The sequence below is a fragment of the Enterobacter sp. T2 genome (assembly GCF_010692925.1).
Taxonomy (GTDB): domain Bacteria; phylum Pseudomonadota; class Gammaproteobacteria; order Enterobacterales; family Enterobacteriaceae; genus Enterobacter; species Enterobacter kobei.
Map to the genome: position 1 here is coordinate 84,104 of NZ_CP048736.1, position 14,536 is coordinate 98,639.

Here is a 14,536-nt window from a genome sequence, read left to right on the forward strand (position 1 = left end):
CCGCAGGTTTAATTAACGACGACCTTCAGCAATGGCGGTTACGGCCTGCAGTTCTGCGGCTTCCTGCTCTTGCTGCTCCTGGCGCTCACGCACGTCGAGGATCTGGTTGTTGATCAGACCTTCTTCGATTTCGCGAAGTGCAATAACGGTGGTTTTATCGTTTTCTTCCGGTACCAGCGGATCTTTACCGCCTACCTGCATCTGACGAGCGCGACGCGCGGCGACCAGTACCAGGTCAAAACGGTTACCAATTTTCTCTACAGCGTCCTGAACAGTTACGCGTGCCATACTTAAAATGCTCCACAGGTGAAGAAATGACTGGGCATGATACTGAAAGTGGGTTCAGTCTGCCAACAGTTTGGTGATTAATGCGTCATGTCGCTGCTTCTGGCGGCTCATACGCAGACGTTCTGCGCGAAGGATGGTTTTGAGATCGCTCAGCGCGGCATCAAAATCATCATTCACAATAAGGTAATCATATTCCGCGTAATGGCTCATTTCTGCAACTGCCTGGGCCATACGCTTTGCAATCACGTCTTCGCTGTCCTGACCGCGGCCACGCAGACGGCGATCCAGCTCATCTTTCGATGGCGGTAAAATAAAGATACTGCGTGACTCCGGCATTTTCTTGCGAATTTGCTGTGCGCCCTGCCAGTCGATATCCAGGAAGACATTCACGCCCGTGGCCAGAACCTGCTCAATGGTTTCACGCGAGGTACCGTAGTAGTTACCAAACACTTCAGCGTGTTCAAGAAACGCATCCCTGGCGATCATCGCTCTGAACTCGTCGTGATCCACAAAGAAATAGTGTTCACCGTGCACTTCACCCGGACGCGGCTGACGCGTGGTGTGAGAAACAGATACCTGTGTGTCGTACAACGGTTGGGTTTTTAACAGTGCCTGAATAAGGCTGGATTTACCCGCGCCACTAGGGGCAGAAACAATATAAAGCGTGCCTTGAGCCATGAGAGTCTTTTGTATGTGTTAGCGAAGAAGTCCTACATACGGGCTTATTATACACGTCGGCGCAGTGTGACGTAGCCTTTGTCACACTTTTTCCCCTGGATTATTGAATTTTGCGTACCGTTTTCAGGTTTTACCCGCGGTTTGCTGCAATAAAAATGAATACTGGATAGCGTCTCGCATGATGAGAAGTTGTTATTAGCCATGTTTCTCACGTCAGGTTATACCTCCGGCATTGCAAAGGAGGGGTAGCGATGTGGCGATGGATAAGCGGGTTAATGCTGTTGTGGTGTGGTTATGGGGCGGCGGTGTGTCCGGTGTGGTCACAGGCTAAAGCCGGAAAAGAGATTGCATCCTTAAGCGCACAGATCAAACGCTGGGATGAAGCCTACTGGAAGCAGGGCGTCAGCGAGGTCAACGACGGGGTATACGACCAGCTCAACGGACGCTTAGCCCAGTGGCAGCGCTGTTTTGGCCATGATCTCTCAGAGAACACCTTACCTGCGCTGACGGGAAGCGTAAAACATCCTGTTGCCCATACGGGGGTGCATAAGGCAGTCAGCAAAGAAGCGCTAGGTCAGTGGATGCGAGGCCAGAAAAATCTCTGGATGCAGCCAAAAGTCGACGGCGTCGCGGTGACGCTGGTGTATCGCAACGGAAAGCTCGCCCAGGCTATCAGTCGTGGTAATGGGTTAAAAGGTGAGGACTGGACCGCTCGCGTGCGTTTGATTCCGTCAGTGCCTAAAGAGGTATCCGGCGCGCTGGCAAACAGCGTCCTGCAGGGGGAGCTTTTCTGGATGCGCGAGAATCATATTCAGCGGCAGATGGGCGGAATGAATGCACGCGCAAAAGTGGCGGGGGCGATGATGCGGCAGAACGACGGTGCGCTTCTGAACCAGACAGGAATATTTATCTGGGCCTGGCCGGATGGTCCGAAAGAGATGGAAAGTATGCTTTCGGCGCTTTCCGGAGCTGGGTTTTCCCTGACGGCGCCCTATACCTTGCCCGCCCGAACGGTTGATGAAGTTGAAAAGCAGCGTTTGGCCTGGCTAAACACAGCATTACCCTTTGCCACGGATGGCATTGTGGTTCGGTCCGCAGAGTCGCCTTCAGGGGAGCGCTGGCTGCCTGGCGAAGGCAACTGGGTCATGGCGTGGAAATATCCGCCAGTTGCGCAGATTGCTGAGGTCAGGGATATTCATTTTTCAGTTGGGCGTACGGGTAAAATTTCCGTCGTGGCGGCGCTGGAGCCGGTGCAACTGGATGATAAACAGGTACAGCGGGTGAGCCTGGGGTCGGTTGGACGCTGGCAGAGGCTGGATATTGCCCCTGGCGATCAGATCCAGGTGAGCCTTGCCGGGCTGGGTATCCCACGGTTTGATAAGGTTATCTGGCGAGGGACGGACAGACAAAAACCAGAACCACCGGCCTCGCGTTTTCACTCCCTGAGCTGTTTTTATGCTTCGCCAGAGTGTATGGAACAGTTCTTCGCCCGGTTGACGTGGCTCAGTTCTAAGCAGGTATTCAACATTGAAGGATTAGGCGAGTCAGGCTGGCGAACACTCTGGCAGGCGCATCGTTTTGAACATCTCTTCTCATGGCTGCTCTTAACGCAGGCGCAGCTCCAGTCTACGCCGGGGTTTTCTCCAGCGCGGGGGCTGGCGCTCTGGCATCGCTTCAACCTGGTACGTGAACAACCTTTTATCCACTGGATGATGGCGTTGGGTGCGCCATTGCCACAAGCCTCGCTGAAGGCGTTGGGGGATATGTCATGGCAACAGATGCGTGAACGCAGCGCAAAGGCGTGGCAGGCCTTGCCGGTTACGGGGGAAGAGAGGACGCGGCAGATCGTGAGCTGGATAAATGCACCAGAGATTGATGTGCTGGTCCGGTGGCTTGCCCGGCAGCACATCAACGGTTTCTGAGATCAGTGTACGCCGTGCTTATAGTGAAACACGGGCAGTCCCAGCTTCAGACGCAGCGCCAGCATGCGGGCCGTAAAGCCAAACAGCAGCGTAGAGATAACCACCACATCATGGTTAGAAACATAGTGCTGCAGGGCGATGTAGAGCACCGCTGCGGCAAAGGAAATGCCGGCATACAGCTCTTTTTGAAAGACCAGGGGAATGCGTTTGCAGAACATATCGCGCAGTACGCCGCCAAACACCCCTGTGACCACAGCAGCAATCGTGGCGATAACCGGCCCTTCACCCATATCGAGCGCGATCTGTGCACCGATGATAGAAAAGACAATCAGCCCCAGCGCATCCAGCACCAGAAACAGGCGGCGCAGATGGGGCATAACGGGTGCCACAATGGTGGTTAATACGGCGGCTGTTGCCACGATAATCACATACTCAGGGTGTTTAACCCAGCCGAGAGGGTAATGGCCAAGCAGGATATCGCGCACGGATCCGCCGCCCAGCGCGGTCGCGGTGGCAATAATGATCACGCCGAAGGTGTCCATGCGGCGTCGTCCGGCTGCAAGTGCGCCGGTCATGGCTTCTGCGGTGATACCAATAAGATAAAGAGTGTGAAGCAGCATATACCCTCCGGTCAGAACGCGGGCAGGTTAGCGATTTGTGCGCAAGATCACGATTGAGATTTTCTAAGGTGAATGAGTTTTCCCTACAAAATTTTATCAATTTGTATCAGGCAGGCTTGATGAACATGGAAGAGATGGGGAGTGATGTGAAAATATGGATTAGAAATAATAATGGGTGGCGTCCAGCGGACACCACCCGAGAGTAATTATTCGATGTTCTGGATCTGCTCTCGCATCTGCTCAATCAGCACCTTCAGCTCGATCGCTGAGTTAGTCACTTCAGCATTGATCGACTTAGATGCCAGGGTGTTCGACTCGCGGTTGAACTCCTGCATCATAAAGTCGAGGCGGCGGCCTACCGCTTCCTTCTTCTTCAGGATGTTGTAGGTCTCTTTCACGTGTGCTTCCAGACGATCCAGCTCTTCGGCAACGTCAATACGCTGCGCCATCAGCACCAGCTCTTGTTCCAGACGGGTGTTTTCCAGCTGAACTTCCGCTTCTTCCAGTTTGGCTACCAGACGCTCGCGCTGCCATTGCAGCACTTCCGGCATATGGGTGCGGACTTTTGCCACTTCGGCGCTTACGCCTTCAAGACGCTGCTCAATCATCGCTTTCAGCGCCTGGCCTTCGGTTTCGCGGGCCACGATAAAGTCATCCAGGGTTCCGTCGAGGGCGGCAAGGATTTCGGCGGCGATGGCATCCAGATCCTGCTCACCGGCAGCCATGACGCCAGGCCAGCGCAGAATATCAACCGGGTTGATTTCGCCTTCATCACTTTGCATTTTGACCCAGTTCGCCGCATTCACGAGCTGTTTAGCCAGTTTTTCATTCAGGATCAGTTCGCCCTGTGCACTGGCATCAGGCTCAAAACGCAGGTTACATTCCACTTTACCGCGCGTCAGACGAGTACGGATGCGCTCGCGTACAACGGGCTCGAGGCTGCGGAACTGCTCCGGCATACGGAAATATGTTTCCAGATAGCGCTGGTTTACCGAGCGCATTTCCCAGGTAGCGCTACCCCAGCTACCCTTGATTTCACGCCGGGCGTAGGCGGTCATACTGCGGATCATAGACATTCCCGTTTTTAAAGGAGAGATGGGGGGATTATAGCTTTCGGGGGCTTCTCAGGATAGGAATAAGCGTCCTTTATCCGTATAATGCGCAGCCACATTCGTTTCAAGCCGGAGAATCCATCATGCGTCCATCAGGTCGTAGCGCCAATCAGGTGCGTCCCGTCACCCTGACCCGTAACTATACAAAACACGCTGAAGGTTCCGTGCTGGTTGAGTTTGGTGACACCAAAGTACTGTGCACCGCGTCCATCGAAGAAGGTGTTCCGCGTTTCCTGAAAGGCCAGGGCCAGGGCTGGATCACCGCAGAATACGGCATGCTGCCGCGCGCGACCCACACCCGTAACGCCCGTGAAGCGGCGAAGGGTAAGCAGGGTGGCCGTACCATGGAAATTCAGCGTCTGATCGCGCGTGCGCTACGCGCCGCTGTGGACCTGAAAACTCTCGGTGAATTCACGATTACGCTCGACTGCGACGTGATTCAGGCTGATGGTGGCACGCGTACCGCGTCCATTACCGGTGCCTGTGTGGCGCTGGCCGATGCCCTGAACAAACTGGTTGCAGCCGGTAAGCTGAAAACCAACCCAATGAAAGGTATGGTTGCGGCGGTTTCCGTGGGTATCGTTAACGGTGAAGCGCTGTGCGATCTGGAATACGTCGAAGATTCCGCCGCCGAGACCGACATGAACGTAGTGATGACCGAAGACGGTCGCATCATTGAGGTGCAGGGCACGGCGGAAGGCGAGCCGTTCACCCATGAAGAACTTCTTACCCTGCTGGCTCTGGCCCGAGGGGGAATCGAATCTATTGTCTCGTCGCAGAAAGCGGCGTTAGAAAATTGATTTTAAAGGCGACCAATGAGTCGCCTTTTTTTTGCCTGCAAGACAGAAACCAAAGGAGCGAATCCATGAAATCGTATCAGCGCCAGTTTATTGAGTTTGCGATTAATAAACAGGTCCTTAAATTTGGCGAGTTTACGCTGAAATCCGGTCGTAAGAGCCCCTACTTCTTTAACGCCGGGCTATTTAATACCGGGCGCGATCTGGCGCTGTTGGGTCGTTTCTATGCCGAAGCGCTGATGGATTCCGGAATTGATTTTGACCTGCTTTTTGGCCCGGCCTACAAAGGCATTCCGATTGCGACCACCACCGCAGTAGCGCTGGCGGAACATCACGATCGCGACGTGCCGTACTGCTTTAACCGTAAAGAGGCTAAAACCCACGGTGAAGGCGGTAACCTGGTCGGCAGTGCACTGCAGGGCCGCGTGATGCTGGTGGATGATGTGATCACCGCGGGTACGGCGATCCGTGAATCGATGGAGATTATCCAGGCTAACGGCGCGACGCTGGCTGGCGTCCTGATTTCTCTGGATCGTCAGGAGCGTGGTCGCAGCGATATCTCTGCTATCCAGGAAGTTGAGCGTGATTACGGCTGCAAAGTGATCTCTATCATTACCCTGAAAGAGCTGATTGCGTATCTGGAAGAGAAGCCTGAGATGGCGGACCATCTGGCTGCGGTGCGTGCGTATCGCGAAGAGTTTGGCGTGTAGCTGAATTGCCCGGTGGCGCTACCGCTTACCGGGCCTACATCACCCGCAGGCCGGATAAGACGAAGCCGTCATCCGGCATGGGAGTTATTGCAACTGAGCGGCGACGAGCGGCCAGCGGGCGTCAAAATCGTCCGTTGGACGGTATTTAAATTCGCTACGGACAAAGCGTGAGAGCATACCTTCGCAAAACGCTAAGATCTGGCTTGCCAGCAATGTCTCATCCATCGTGTATCCTTCGCCTTCACGCATTTTCTTCTCGCGCAGTACCTGGCGCAGCTGCGCTTCAATACGTTCGAAAAGCTGATTAATGCGGCCCTGTAGCCTGTCCTGCTCAAACATCAGCGCGTGGCCAGTGAGGATACGGGTCAAGCCCGGATTACGTTCACCAAAGCCCAGAATTAACAGCACAATCAGACGCAGACGCGCGGTGGTGTCTTTTTCGTCTTTCAGAATCAGGTTGATGCGTGTGATCAGGCTGTCTTCAATAAACTCAATCAGACTGTCGAACATCCTGGTTTTACTGGGGAAATGACGGTATAGCGCCGCCTCAGACACGCCTACAGAGGCGGCCAGTTTAGCGGTGGTGATGCGTTGACTGCCATCGCTGGATTCCAGCATCAGAGCCAGAGATTGAAGTATTTCTTCGCGACGATTCCTTTTCGCGGTTTGTTTTTCTGCCATGTTACAAAATACCCCTGAAAATAAGCACTTGCCAGGCTGGCATCCACACAGCGACCGCAAACGGACGTTTGCGGTTTGTTATTGCATTATGGCACTGTGAGATACGTGTTTGTTGGGCGTTTATTTGCGCCCGGAATGGCCGAAGCCGCCTTCGCCACGGTCGGTGGCGTCAAAATCTGCCACCAGGTTAAATTCTGCCTGAACCACTGGCACAAAGACCATCTGCGCGATACGCTCGCCCGGTTCAATGGTGAAGCTGTCCTGACCACGGTTCCAGACGGAAACCATCAACTGACCCTGATAGTCGGAGTCGATCAGGCCAACCAGGTTGCCCAGCACAACGCCATGCTTATGGCCAAGGCCAGAGCGTGGCAGGATGACTGCCGCCAGAGACGGGTCAGCAATGTGAATGGCCAGGCCCGTCGGGATCAGGGTGGTGGCACCCGGAGCCAGTTCTACGGCGTCATCGAGACAGGCGCGCAGGTCAAGTCCGGCAGAGCCGGAGGTGGCATAGGTTGGCAGCGGGAATTGCTCGCCAACACGCGGGTCCAGAATCTTAACGTCGATTTTTTTCATCATAACGGGTAACGATCTCGTCCAGTAATTGTTGGCCCAGGAGTTCCTTGCGCTCAAGCGGTAAGATTTTATCTCCATCCTGCCAGAAAAGGTGCAGTGCGTTGCTGTCGCTGTTAAATCCTTGCGTGGCCAGCGATACATCGTTCGCGCAGATTAAATCGAGGTTTTTGCGCGTACGTTTTTGCCGGGCATATTCTTCCACATTATTCGTTTCTGCGGCAAACCCAACAACGTAAGGACGATGGTTTTTTAGTGCGGCGACACCGGCAACAATGTCCGGGTTTTTCACCATTTTTAGCGTTAATTCATCGCCTTGCTTTTTGATTTTCGCATCAGAGATGGTCTCAGCGCGGTAGTCTGCCACGGCCGCACAACCGATGAAAATCTGCTGGCTTTGCGCATGAGCCTGCACGGCGGCTTCCATCTCCAGGGCGGTGGTGACGTTAATGCGCTGCACAAAAGGCGGCGTAGGCAACGAGACCGGACCGCTTACCAGCGTGACGTTGGCGCCGCGTTTTGCGGCGGCGGCAGCAATGGCAAAACCCATTTTGCCGGAACTGTGGTTAGTGATGTAACGCACCGGGTCCAGCGGCTCGCGCGTAGGGCCCGCGGTAATCATGATGTTGAGATGTTGCAGATCGTTGACAGGTGAAAAATGGGCTGCGGCCATGTCGACAATCGTCAGTGGATCAAGCATGCGACCCGGGCCCACATCGCCGCAGGCCTGGCTGCCGCTGTCTGGACCCCAGATAAGCAGGCCGCGTGATGCCAGCGTCTCCAGATTATGCTGGGTGGCAGCGTTACGGTACATCTGCTGGTTCATCGCAGGCACAACGGCGACCGGGGCAGGTGTAGCGAGGCATATGGTTGAAACCAAATCGTTCGCCATACCGGCCGCCACTCGGGCAATCAAATCAGCCGTGGCAGGGGCAAGAATCACGAGGTCTGCCCATTTACCAAGCTCAATATGGCCCATTGCGGCTTCGGCGGCCGGATCGAGCAGGCTGTCAGATACCGGGTACCCTGAAACGGCCTGCAGGCTCAGGGGAGTGATAAAGGCTTTGCCGCCTTCGGTTATCGCGACCCGCACATCCGCCCCGCGCTCGCGCAGACGACGCACCAGCTCCGGCGCTTTATAGGCAGCAATACCGCCGCTTACGCCAAGAACGATTTTTTTACCGGCCAGGCTCATCATGATTCTTTCCTGTTGGGTTTCACCAGAGAGCGGGCATTTTATCACAATCCCCTGAGCGGGGTGATTTTGTCCTTAGCTCACTTTGCGAGGCGCTACGCAAGAACGATACGAGGCCGTCGAGTGCCTGACTGGCCTGTGGCAGCATGTGGGTAAAAAGGGAGAAAGAGCATGGAAGAAGAGGATGAACTGCTGCTGCCGCGCGAAAAATTGCTGCGCAACGGCGTCACCCCATTAACAGACGATGAGCTGCTGGCGCTCTTTTTGCGTACCGGGACCCCGGGGAAAACGGTCTTTACGCTGGCAAAAGAGCTGATCGCTCATTTCGGTTCACTGTATGGCTTGCTGACCGCCGACCTGGTGCAGTTTAAGCATATTGGCGGGATCGGCGTGGCGAAATATGCTCAGCTGAGGGCGATTGCCGAGCTGGCCCGCCGTTTTAACAATGTCCGCATGGAGAAGGAGGCGCCGATCCTGACGCCAGCGATGACGCGTGAATTCCTGCAAAGTCAGTTAACCGATGTTGAACGCGAGATCTTTATGGTGATCTTTCTCGACAACAGGAACCGGGTACTGAAACACAGCCATCTTTTTTCAGGTACCCTGAACCATGTTGAGGTACATCCGCGTGAAATTGTGCGCGAAGCGATAAAAGTGAATGCAGCGGGCGTGATCCTCGCGCATAATCACCCCTCTGGCTGTGCAGAACCGAGCAGAGCTGACAAAGAAATGACCGAGCGCATTATCAAATGTTGTCAATTCATGGACATTCGTGTGCTGGATCATCTGATAATTGGCCGCGGAGAGTACCTTTCTTTTGCCGAACATGGCTGGATTTAGGCTATTTCTGGCGATCCATCGGGATCTTTGTCTGTTCGGGACTTGAGCACACCGCCGAGTCAGCGTATACTACGCCACCTTTGAGAATCTCGGGTTTGGCATTTGGGCCTGGCAATCGAGAGTTCACTTAGAACTATGCGATGACCGGGCTGTAAAGCCTGACGAGGCGCCGATACCCCATACGAAGCTCGAGCTAATTTGATTTTTGGAGAATAGACATGTCCCGAGTCTGCCAAGTTACTGGCAAGCGTCCGGTGACCGGTAACAACCGTTCCCACGCACTGAACGCGACTAAACGCCGTTTCCTGCCGAACCTGCACTCTCACCGTTTCTGGGTTGAGAGCGAGAAGCGTTTTGTCACCCTGCGTGTATCTGCTAAAGGTATGCGTGTAATTGATAAGAAAGGCATCGATACAGTTCTGTCTGAACTGCGTGCCCGTGGCGAAAAGTACTAAGTACTTAAAGAGGAAATAAATCATGGCTAAAGGTATTCGCGAGAAAATCAAGCTGGTTTCTTCTGCTGGTACAGGTCACTTCTACACCACCACGAAGAACAAACGTACTAAGCCGGAAAAACTGGAACTGAAAAAATTCGATCCAGTTGTACGCCAGCACGTACTGTACAAAGAAGCTAAAATCAAATAATTTTAGCCTCCTTGTATTGAAAAACCCCGCAACTGCGGGGTTTTTTGCATTCTGCATCTCAACGGAGGAACCATGCCTGAATTACCTGAGGTAGAGACCAGCCGCCGCGGCATTGAGCCCCATCTGGTCGGCGCGACGATTCTTCATGCTGTCGTTCGCAATGGACGTCTGCGCTGGCCGGTGTCCGATGAGATCCACGCGTTAAGCGATAAACCCGTGCTTAGCGTGCAGCGCCGCGCGAAATACCTGCTGCTGGAGCTGCCTGACGGCTGGATTATCATCCATCTGGGGATGTCCGGGAGCCTGCGCATCCTTACTGAAGAACTGCCCGCGGAAAAGCACGACCACGTCGATCTGGTGATGAGCAACGGCAAAGTGCTGCGTTACACCGACCCACGGCGCTTTGGCGCGTGGCTGTGGACTAAAGAGCTGGACGGGCACAACGTGCTGGCGCATCTGGGCCCGGAGCCGCTCTCAGACGCGTTTAATGCGGAATACCTGAAAGCGAAGTGCGCGAAGAAGAAGAGCCCGATTAAGCCCTGGCTGATGGATAACAAGCTGGTGGTCGGCGTGGGGAATATCTATGCCAGCGAATCGCTGTTTGCCGCCGGGATCCATCCCGATCGGCTGGCCTCTTCACTGTCGGCTCAGGAGTGCGAACTGCTGGTCAGAGTGATTAAAGCGGTATTGCTGCGCTCGATTGAGCAGGGCGGAACCACGCTGAAGGATTTCCTGCAAAGCGACGGCAAGCCGGGCTATTTTGCTCAGGAGCTGCAGGTGTATGGCCGTAAAGGTGAGCCATGCAGAGTCTGCGGAACGCCAGTTATTGCCACGAAGCACGCACAGCGCGCCACGTTCTACTGCCGTCAGTGTCAGAAATAGCGCTACTTTAGCTTTTCTAGCAACGCCTGGTGGACGTTTACCGGCAGGAAGTGGGTAACGTCCCCATGATGGCGAGCCACCTCTTTTACCAGCGTGGACGAGATAAACGACCACTCTTTGGACGGCATCAGGAATACGCTTTCCAGCTCCGGCATCAGGTGGCGGTTCATGTGCGCCAGCTGCATCTCATACTCGAAGTCTGCCACCGCGCGTAACCCGCGAATCAGGATGTTTGCCTGCTGGGCACGGGCGAAGTTTGCCATCAGGTCGCTGAAGCCCACCACCTCTACGTTCGGCAGGTGTGCAATCGCATCGCGGGCAAGCGCAACACGCTCGTCGAGGTCAAACATGGGTTTCTTGCTGGGACTGGCGGCAATCGCCAGAATCACCGTGTCGAACATGCACGCCGCACGGGTGATGATATCAAGATGACCGTTGGTGATCGGATCGAAGGTACCCGGATAAATCGCTTTTGTGCTCATGGCTCACGTTTTCTCTGAGTAGCCGCGGCAGAGCGCCCACAGCTCGGTGTATTTGTTAAAAGTATACTGAGCATTCACGACTGCCAGTAACCAGCCCTGTTTACCGTCCAGCACGCCGCCGCGCAGCAGCAGCGTTTTCAGAAACGCACCCAGCGTATGGGTAAAAATCCCGGTCAGCGTCGCCTTCTTGCCGCGCTGGTGGCGCTCCTGCGCCCATGCGGTCGCATAGTTGAGCTGTTTACGCTGGAAGCTGGCGAAATCCCGGCAGGTCAGATGCAGCAGGTCGCCGGATAAGGCAATCACCTGAGCGTTGTCGCAGGCCAGGGATTCATGCACCAGATTATCGTTGTACTGATAGCGCTCGCGCTCATAGAGGCGCATTACGCGGTCTGGATACCAGCCGCTGTGGCGCATAAAACGGCCCAGGAAGTAGTTACGACGGGCAATGCTGTAGACCGCTTCGGGCTGCGGCGCGGCAAGCACGGTCTGAATGGCTTGCTGGAGTTCCGGGGTGACACGCTCGTCGGTGTCGATCATCAACACGTAATCACCGGTAGCATACTTTTGCGCGCGCTGGCGCTGGATGCCATAGCCTTGCCAGTCCGTATTGATAAAGACCTTTGCACCCGCTGCGCGGGCAACGTCCACCGTGTTGTCCGTGCTGCCGGAGTCAAGGACGACGATTTCGTCAGCCCAGGCGATCGAAGCCAGGCAGTCCGGAAGCAGGTCGGCGGCGTTTTTGGCGATCATCACGACCGACAGACGCGTTGACATTAGTGGCTCCGCTGAGGCAGATAAGGTTGCAGAAGCTGCAGAAGACGGGTGAGTGCGCCCTGGTTCTGATGCAGCACTTCGACGGCATGGCGACCGTACCACAGACGATAATCTTCGTCCGTCAGAAGGGTCGACACCTCTTTGACGACGGAGTCCGCGTCGGTCACGGTAATTAAACCATCGGCCTGCTGCAATTTGGCGCAGATATCTTTGAAGTTAAACGTGTGCGGACCCATCAGCACCGGAATGGCGTGCGCAGCTGGCTCGAGCGGGTTATGGCCGCCGCGTTCCACCAGGCTGCCACCGACAAAGGCGAGGTCGGCAATGCCGTACAGCAACATCAGCTCGCCCATCGTATCGCCAATCACCACCTGGGTGCTGCCGGAAGGGATCTCACCGCTGCTGCGCAAGGTGAAGCTGAAGCCGCCTTTCTGCACCATTTCACGGGCATCTTTAAAACGCTCCGGATGGCGGGGAACGAGGATCAGCAGTAAATCAGGGAATTTTTCCAGCAGCTTGCGGTGCGCCTGCAGGATGATCTCTTCTTCGCCATCATGGGTACTGGTTGCAATCCAGACCTGACGACGCGGGGCCCACTGGCGACGCAGCGTGATCGCGCGGGCGGCGAGTTCAGGGGTAACAGAAATATCAAATTTCAGGCTGCCCGTTACCGCAAGCTGGTTGCGTTTCAGGCCCAGCGCGATAAAGCGTGCGGCATCTTCTTCGTTTTGCGCGGCAATCAGGGTGATTTTGCTCAGGAGACGGCGCATAAATTTACCCAGCTTGCCGTAGCCTTTCGCTGAGCGCTCTGACAGGCGCGCGTTGGCAATCACCAGCGGAATTTTACGGGCATGCAGGGCGGAAATCATGTTCGGCCACAGTTCAGTTTCCATCACGATCACCAGTTTCGGGCGAACGGTATTAAGGAAACGATTCATGGCGCAGGGCAGATCGTAAGGGAGGTAGACGTGATGAACGTCTTTGCCAAAGGCGGATAACGCGCGCTCTGAGCCGGTCGGGGTCATCGTCGTGACGGTGATGGGCAGCGACGGGTAGCGGTGACGCAGGGCGCGAACCAGTGGGATCGCTGCCAGCGTTTCACCAACAGAAACGGAATGCAGCAGAATACCGTCCGGGGCGACTTTATTGCGGCAAAAGCCATAGCGCTCAGCCCAGCGTTTACGGTACGCAGGCGCTTTACGGCTACGAAGCAACAGTCTCAGCCACACCAGTGGCTGAATGATGTAGAGCAGGGCGGTATACAACAATTCCAAGCGATTATCCGTTTTTTAGTTTCGGCCGGGAAATTCTAAGCATTTAAGCGTGCTAAAGCTATCTCTTATGCCAGATACCGTTTTAAACGGAAGTAGCGTCGACCCAGACGCCAGCGCAAACGCGGACTTTTAGCACTTTTCCAGATAAGCTTCCAGATCCCGGTATCAAAGAACTCTTTGATAATCATGGTCTTCTTCGCCTCATCCTTCATGTTGTCGAAGGTATGAATGATCCCCAGCCCCTCTTTGGCGATTTGCCAGTGGCAAGCCGGGATATTTTTCACTTTATCCGGGTAACGCTGGTTAATGGCGTCAAGCATCTGCAGGATTTTCATGTAATGACGGGCGGAGCGAATCAGCGTGTCGTCATTATCCGGAGTATGCGATACCGAAGCAGAGTGAATGTAGTAGTCATAAAAGCGTTCGCTGGTGTACTGAACGCGTTCCGCGGCAAGCAGCACTTCGGTCGTCCACGGAATATCCTGATGGCGAAGGCCGGGTTCAAAATGGAAACTGTGTTTACGAATAAAGTCGTGGCGATAGATGTTTAACCAGGTGACGTGCAGGAACTTTCGTGAATCCAGCGCCTTCTTTAACCACGCCGGGCCAGTCATGACATCCGTCGAGGCGAGTTTATCTTCAGGGAAAATAGGGCGAGAGGGTTTCTTGTTGTTTTCCCAGACGTAGTTCCCATTGCAGGTCGCGACATCCAAATCCTGCGTGACGGCCATATCCAGAAGACGATGGTACATGCCCGGCTTGAAGACATCATCAATATCCGGGAAAGAGAGATACTGACCCGTTGCTACGGCCAGGCCGGTATTACGCGCGATGGATACGCCCTGATTTTGCTGTTCAATCACCTGCAACTGCGGCAGTTTTTCACGCCAGCTTTCGACGATCTGCATCGAACGGTCAGTAGAGCCGTCATTGACAATAATGACTTCCATGCTGTCGATGCGTTGATTCACAAGGCAGGTAAAGAACTGATCCAGAAAAGCTTCACCGTTATATACGGCAACCACCACGCTTAATAATGGCGCTGAATTTTGCATAAGAAACC

Annotated in this window: 18 protein-coding genes; 7 read left to right on the forward strand and 11 right to left on the reverse strand. The window is 54.7% G+C overall.

What is annotated here, in order from left to right:
• Positions 1 to 12: 12 nt before the first annotated feature.
• Together rpoZ and gmk are read right to left on the reverse strand one after the other, a co-directional pair.
• A complete protein-coding gene (gene rpoZ / locus G0034_RS00425; RefSeq protein ID WP_000135058.1) occupies positions 13 to 288 on the reverse strand; it encodes a DNA-directed RNA polymerase subunit omega in 276 nt (91 codons plus the stop codon).
• A gap of 54 nt (positions 289 to 342) precedes the next feature.
• Entirely contained in the window at positions 343 to 966 is a 624-nt protein-coding gene (gene gmk, locus G0034_RS00430) for a guanylate kinase (protein WP_014881977.1), read from the reverse strand.
• A gap of 251 nt (positions 967 to 1,217) precedes the next feature.
• Between gmk and ligB the strand changes: the two genes are divergently transcribed.
• Positions 1,218 to 2,888: an NAD-dependent DNA ligase LigB gene (gene ligB / locus G0034_RS00435; RefSeq protein WP_179120414.1), complete on the forward strand. Its 1,671-nt coding sequence runs from the start codon at positions 1,218 to 1,220 to the stop codon at positions 2,886 to 2,888.
• A 2-nt stretch (positions 2,889 to 2,890) separates the two neighbouring features.
• On the opposite strand, the gene G0034_RS00440 is transcribed toward ligB, so the two are convergent.
• Both G0034_RS00440 and G0034_RS00445 read right to left on the reverse strand, forming a co-directional pair.
• Positions 2,891 to 3,508 (reverse strand): trimeric intracellular cation channel family protein, encoded by a 618-nt coding sequence (locus tag G0034_RS00440; protein WP_023331717.1) that lies wholly within the window; start codon positions 3,506 to 3,508, stop codon positions 2,891 to 2,893.
• 206 nt (positions 3,509 to 3,714) lie between these two features.
• Positions 3,715 to 4,578, reverse strand: a complete 864-nt coding sequence (locus G0034_RS00445) for a YicC/YloC family endoribonuclease (protein WP_008502687.1) — start codon at positions 4,576 to 4,578, stop codon at positions 3,715 to 3,717.
• Between the two features lie 125 nt (positions 4,579 to 4,703).
• On the opposite strand from G0034_RS00445, the gene rph reads away from it, so the two are divergent.
• Together rph and pyrE are read left to right on the forward strand one after the other, a co-directional pair.
• On the forward strand, positions 4,704 to 5,420 hold the full coding sequence (gene rph / locus G0034_RS00450) for a ribonuclease PH (protein WP_179120415.1): 717 nt from the start codon (positions 4,704 to 4,706) through the stop codon (positions 5,418 to 5,420).
• 65 nt (positions 5,421 to 5,485) lie between these two features.
• Positions 5,486 to 6,127 (forward strand): orotate phosphoribosyltransferase, encoded by a 642-nt coding sequence (gene pyrE, locus G0034_RS00455; RefSeq protein WP_179120416.1) that lies wholly within the window; start codon positions 5,486 to 5,488, stop codon positions 6,125 to 6,127.
• A gap of 84 nt (positions 6,128 to 6,211) precedes the next feature.
• Here the strand turns inward: pyrE and slmA are convergent, their stop codons facing one another.
• From slmA to coaBC, 3 genes are all read right to left on the reverse strand, one after another.
• Positions 6,212 to 6,808 (reverse strand): nucleoid occlusion factor SlmA, encoded by a 597-nt coding sequence (gene slmA / locus G0034_RS00460; protein WP_014881982.1) that lies wholly within the window; start codon positions 6,806 to 6,808, stop codon positions 6,212 to 6,214.
• A gap of 120 nt (positions 6,809 to 6,928) precedes the next feature.
• A complete protein-coding gene (dut, locus tag G0034_RS00465; RefSeq protein ID WP_015570042.1) occupies positions 6,929 to 7,387 on the reverse strand; it encodes a dUTP diphosphatase in 459 nt (152 codons plus the stop codon).
• Entirely contained in the window at positions 7,365 to 8,576 is a 1,212-nt protein-coding gene (coaBC, locus tag G0034_RS00470; protein WP_014881983.1) for a bifunctional phosphopantothenoylcysteine decarboxylase/phosphopantothenate--cysteine ligase CoaBC, read from the reverse strand. The genes dut and coaBC overlap by 23 nt, the downstream gene beginning before the upstream one ends.
• 171 nt (positions 8,577 to 8,747) lie before the next feature.
• Here coaBC and radC point away from each other — a divergent pair, with 171 nt between their 5' ends.
• The 4 genes from radC to mutM all read left to right on the forward strand — a co-directional run bounded on the left by radC (position 8,748) and on the right by mutM (position 10,943).
• On the forward strand, positions 8,748 to 9,416 hold the full coding sequence (gene radC, locus G0034_RS00475; protein WP_059372042.1) for a RadC family protein: 669 nt from the start codon (positions 8,748 to 8,750) through the stop codon (positions 9,414 to 9,416).
• A 218-nt stretch (positions 9,417 to 9,634) separates the two neighbouring features.
• Positions 9,635 to 9,871, forward strand: coding sequence for a 50S ribosomal protein L28 (gene rpmB, locus G0034_RS00480; RefSeq protein WP_002436699.1), 237 nt, complete (start codon positions 9,635 to 9,637; stop codon positions 9,869 to 9,871).
• Between the two features lie 22 nt (positions 9,872 to 9,893).
• Positions 9,894 to 10,061, forward strand: coding sequence for a 50S ribosomal protein L33 (gene rpmG, locus G0034_RS00485; protein WP_003024094.1), 168 nt, complete (start codon positions 9,894 to 9,896; stop codon positions 10,059 to 10,061).
• A gap of 72 nt (positions 10,062 to 10,133) precedes the next feature.
• Positions 10,134 to 10,943: a bifunctional DNA-formamidopyrimidine glycosylase/DNA-(apurinic or apyrimidinic site) lyase gene (gene mutM, locus G0034_RS00490; protein WP_014881985.1), complete on the forward strand. Its 810-nt coding sequence runs from the start codon at positions 10,134 to 10,136 to the stop codon at positions 10,941 to 10,943.
• A gap of 2 nt (positions 10,944 to 10,945) precedes the next feature.
• Here mutM and coaD read toward each other — a convergent pair whose 3' ends face one another.
• The 4 genes from coaD to G0034_RS00510 form a co-directional block, all read right to left on the reverse strand.
• Positions 10,946 to 11,425 carry a pantetheine-phosphate adenylyltransferase gene (gene coaD, locus G0034_RS00495; RefSeq protein WP_014881986.1) on the reverse strand — a complete coding sequence of 160 codons (480 nt, stop codon included), beginning with the start codon at positions 11,423 to 11,425 and terminating at the stop codon, positions 10,946 to 10,948.
• A 3-nt stretch (positions 11,426 to 11,428) separates the two neighbouring features.
• Positions 11,429 to 12,199 carry a glycosyltransferase family 2 protein gene (locus G0034_RS00500; protein WP_063667074.1) on the reverse strand — a complete coding sequence of 257 codons (771 nt, stop codon included), beginning with the start codon at positions 12,197 to 12,199 and terminating at the stop codon, positions 11,429 to 11,431.
• The gene (waaA, locus tag G0034_RS00505; protein WP_014881988.1) at positions 12,199 to 13,473 is read right to left on the reverse strand and encodes a lipid IV(A) 3-deoxy-D-manno-octulosonic acid transferase; all 1,275 of its coding nucleotides are present in this window, start codon (positions 13,471 to 13,473) and stop codon (positions 12,199 to 12,201) included. The genes G0034_RS00500 and waaA overlap by 1 nt, the downstream gene beginning before the upstream one ends.
• Before the next feature lie 65 nt (positions 13,474 to 13,538).
• Complete coding sequence (locus G0034_RS00510; protein WP_058690588.1) at positions 13,539 to 14,528, reverse strand: glycosyltransferase; 990 nt, start codon at positions 14,526 to 14,528, stop codon at positions 13,539 to 13,541.
• Positions 14,529 to 14,536 lie beyond the last annotated feature (8 nt).

What these genes read in the sequence shown, in the direction of transcription:
- rpoZ (WP_000135058.1), bottom strand. Translation starts at nt 288, where the DNA reads ATGGCACGCGTAACTGTTCAGGACGCTGTAGAGAAAATTGGTAACCGT.
- gmk (WP_014881977.1), bottom strand. Translation starts at nt 966, where the DNA reads ATGGCTCAAGGCACGCTTTATATTGTTTCTGCCCCTAGTGGCGCGGGT.
- ligB (WP_179120414.1), top strand. Translation starts at nt 1,218, where the DNA reads ATGTGGCGATGGATAAGCGGGTTAATGCTGTTGTGGTGTGGTTATGGG.
- G0034_RS00440 (WP_023331717.1), bottom strand. Translation starts at nt 3,508, where the DNA reads ATGCTGCTTCACACTCTTTATCTTATTGGTATCACCGCAGAAGCCATG.
- G0034_RS00445 (WP_008502687.1), bottom strand. Translation starts at nt 4,578, where the DNA reads ATGATCCGCAGTATGACCGCCTACGCCCGGCGTGAAATCAAGGGTAGC.
- rph (WP_179120415.1), top strand. Translation starts at nt 4,704, where the DNA reads ATGCGTCCATCAGGTCGTAGCGCCAATCAGGTGCGTCCCGTCACCCTG.
- pyrE (WP_179120416.1), top strand. Translation starts at nt 5,486, where the DNA reads ATGAAATCGTATCAGCGCCAGTTTATTGAGTTTGCGATTAATAAACAG.
- slmA (WP_014881982.1), bottom strand. Translation starts at nt 6,808, where the DNA reads ATGGCAGAAAAACAAACCGCGAAAAGGAATCGTCGCGAAGAAATACTT.
- dut (WP_015570042.1), bottom strand. Translation starts at nt 7,387, where the DNA reads ATGATGAAAAAAATCGACGTTAAGATTCTGGACCCGCGTGTTGGCGAG.
- coaBC (WP_014881983.1), bottom strand. Translation starts at nt 8,576, where the DNA reads ATGAGCCTGGCCGGTAAAAAAATCGTTCTTGGCGTAAGCGGCGGTATT.
- radC (WP_059372042.1), top strand. Translation starts at nt 8,748, where the DNA reads ATGGAAGAAGAGGATGAACTGCTGCTGCCGCGCGAAAAATTGCTGCGC.
- rpmB (WP_002436699.1), top strand. Translation starts at nt 9,635, where the DNA reads ATGTCCCGAGTCTGCCAAGTTACTGGCAAGCGTCCGGTGACCGGTAAC.
- rpmG (WP_003024094.1), top strand. Translation starts at nt 9,894, where the DNA reads ATGGCTAAAGGTATTCGCGAGAAAATCAAGCTGGTTTCTTCTGCTGGT.
- mutM (WP_014881985.1), top strand. Translation starts at nt 10,134, where the DNA reads ATGCCTGAATTACCTGAGGTAGAGACCAGCCGCCGCGGCATTGAGCCC.
- coaD (WP_014881986.1), bottom strand. Translation starts at nt 11,425, where the DNA reads ATGAGCACAAAAGCGATTTATCCGGGTACCTTCGATCCGATCACCAAC.
- G0034_RS00500 (WP_063667074.1), bottom strand. Translation starts at nt 12,199, where the DNA reads ATGTCAACGCGTCTGTCGGTCGTGATGATCGCCAAAAACGCCGCCGAC.
- G0034_RS00510 (WP_058690588.1), bottom strand. Translation starts at nt 14,528, where the DNA reads ATGCAAAATTCAGCGCCATTATTAAGCGTGGTGGTTGCCGTATATAAC.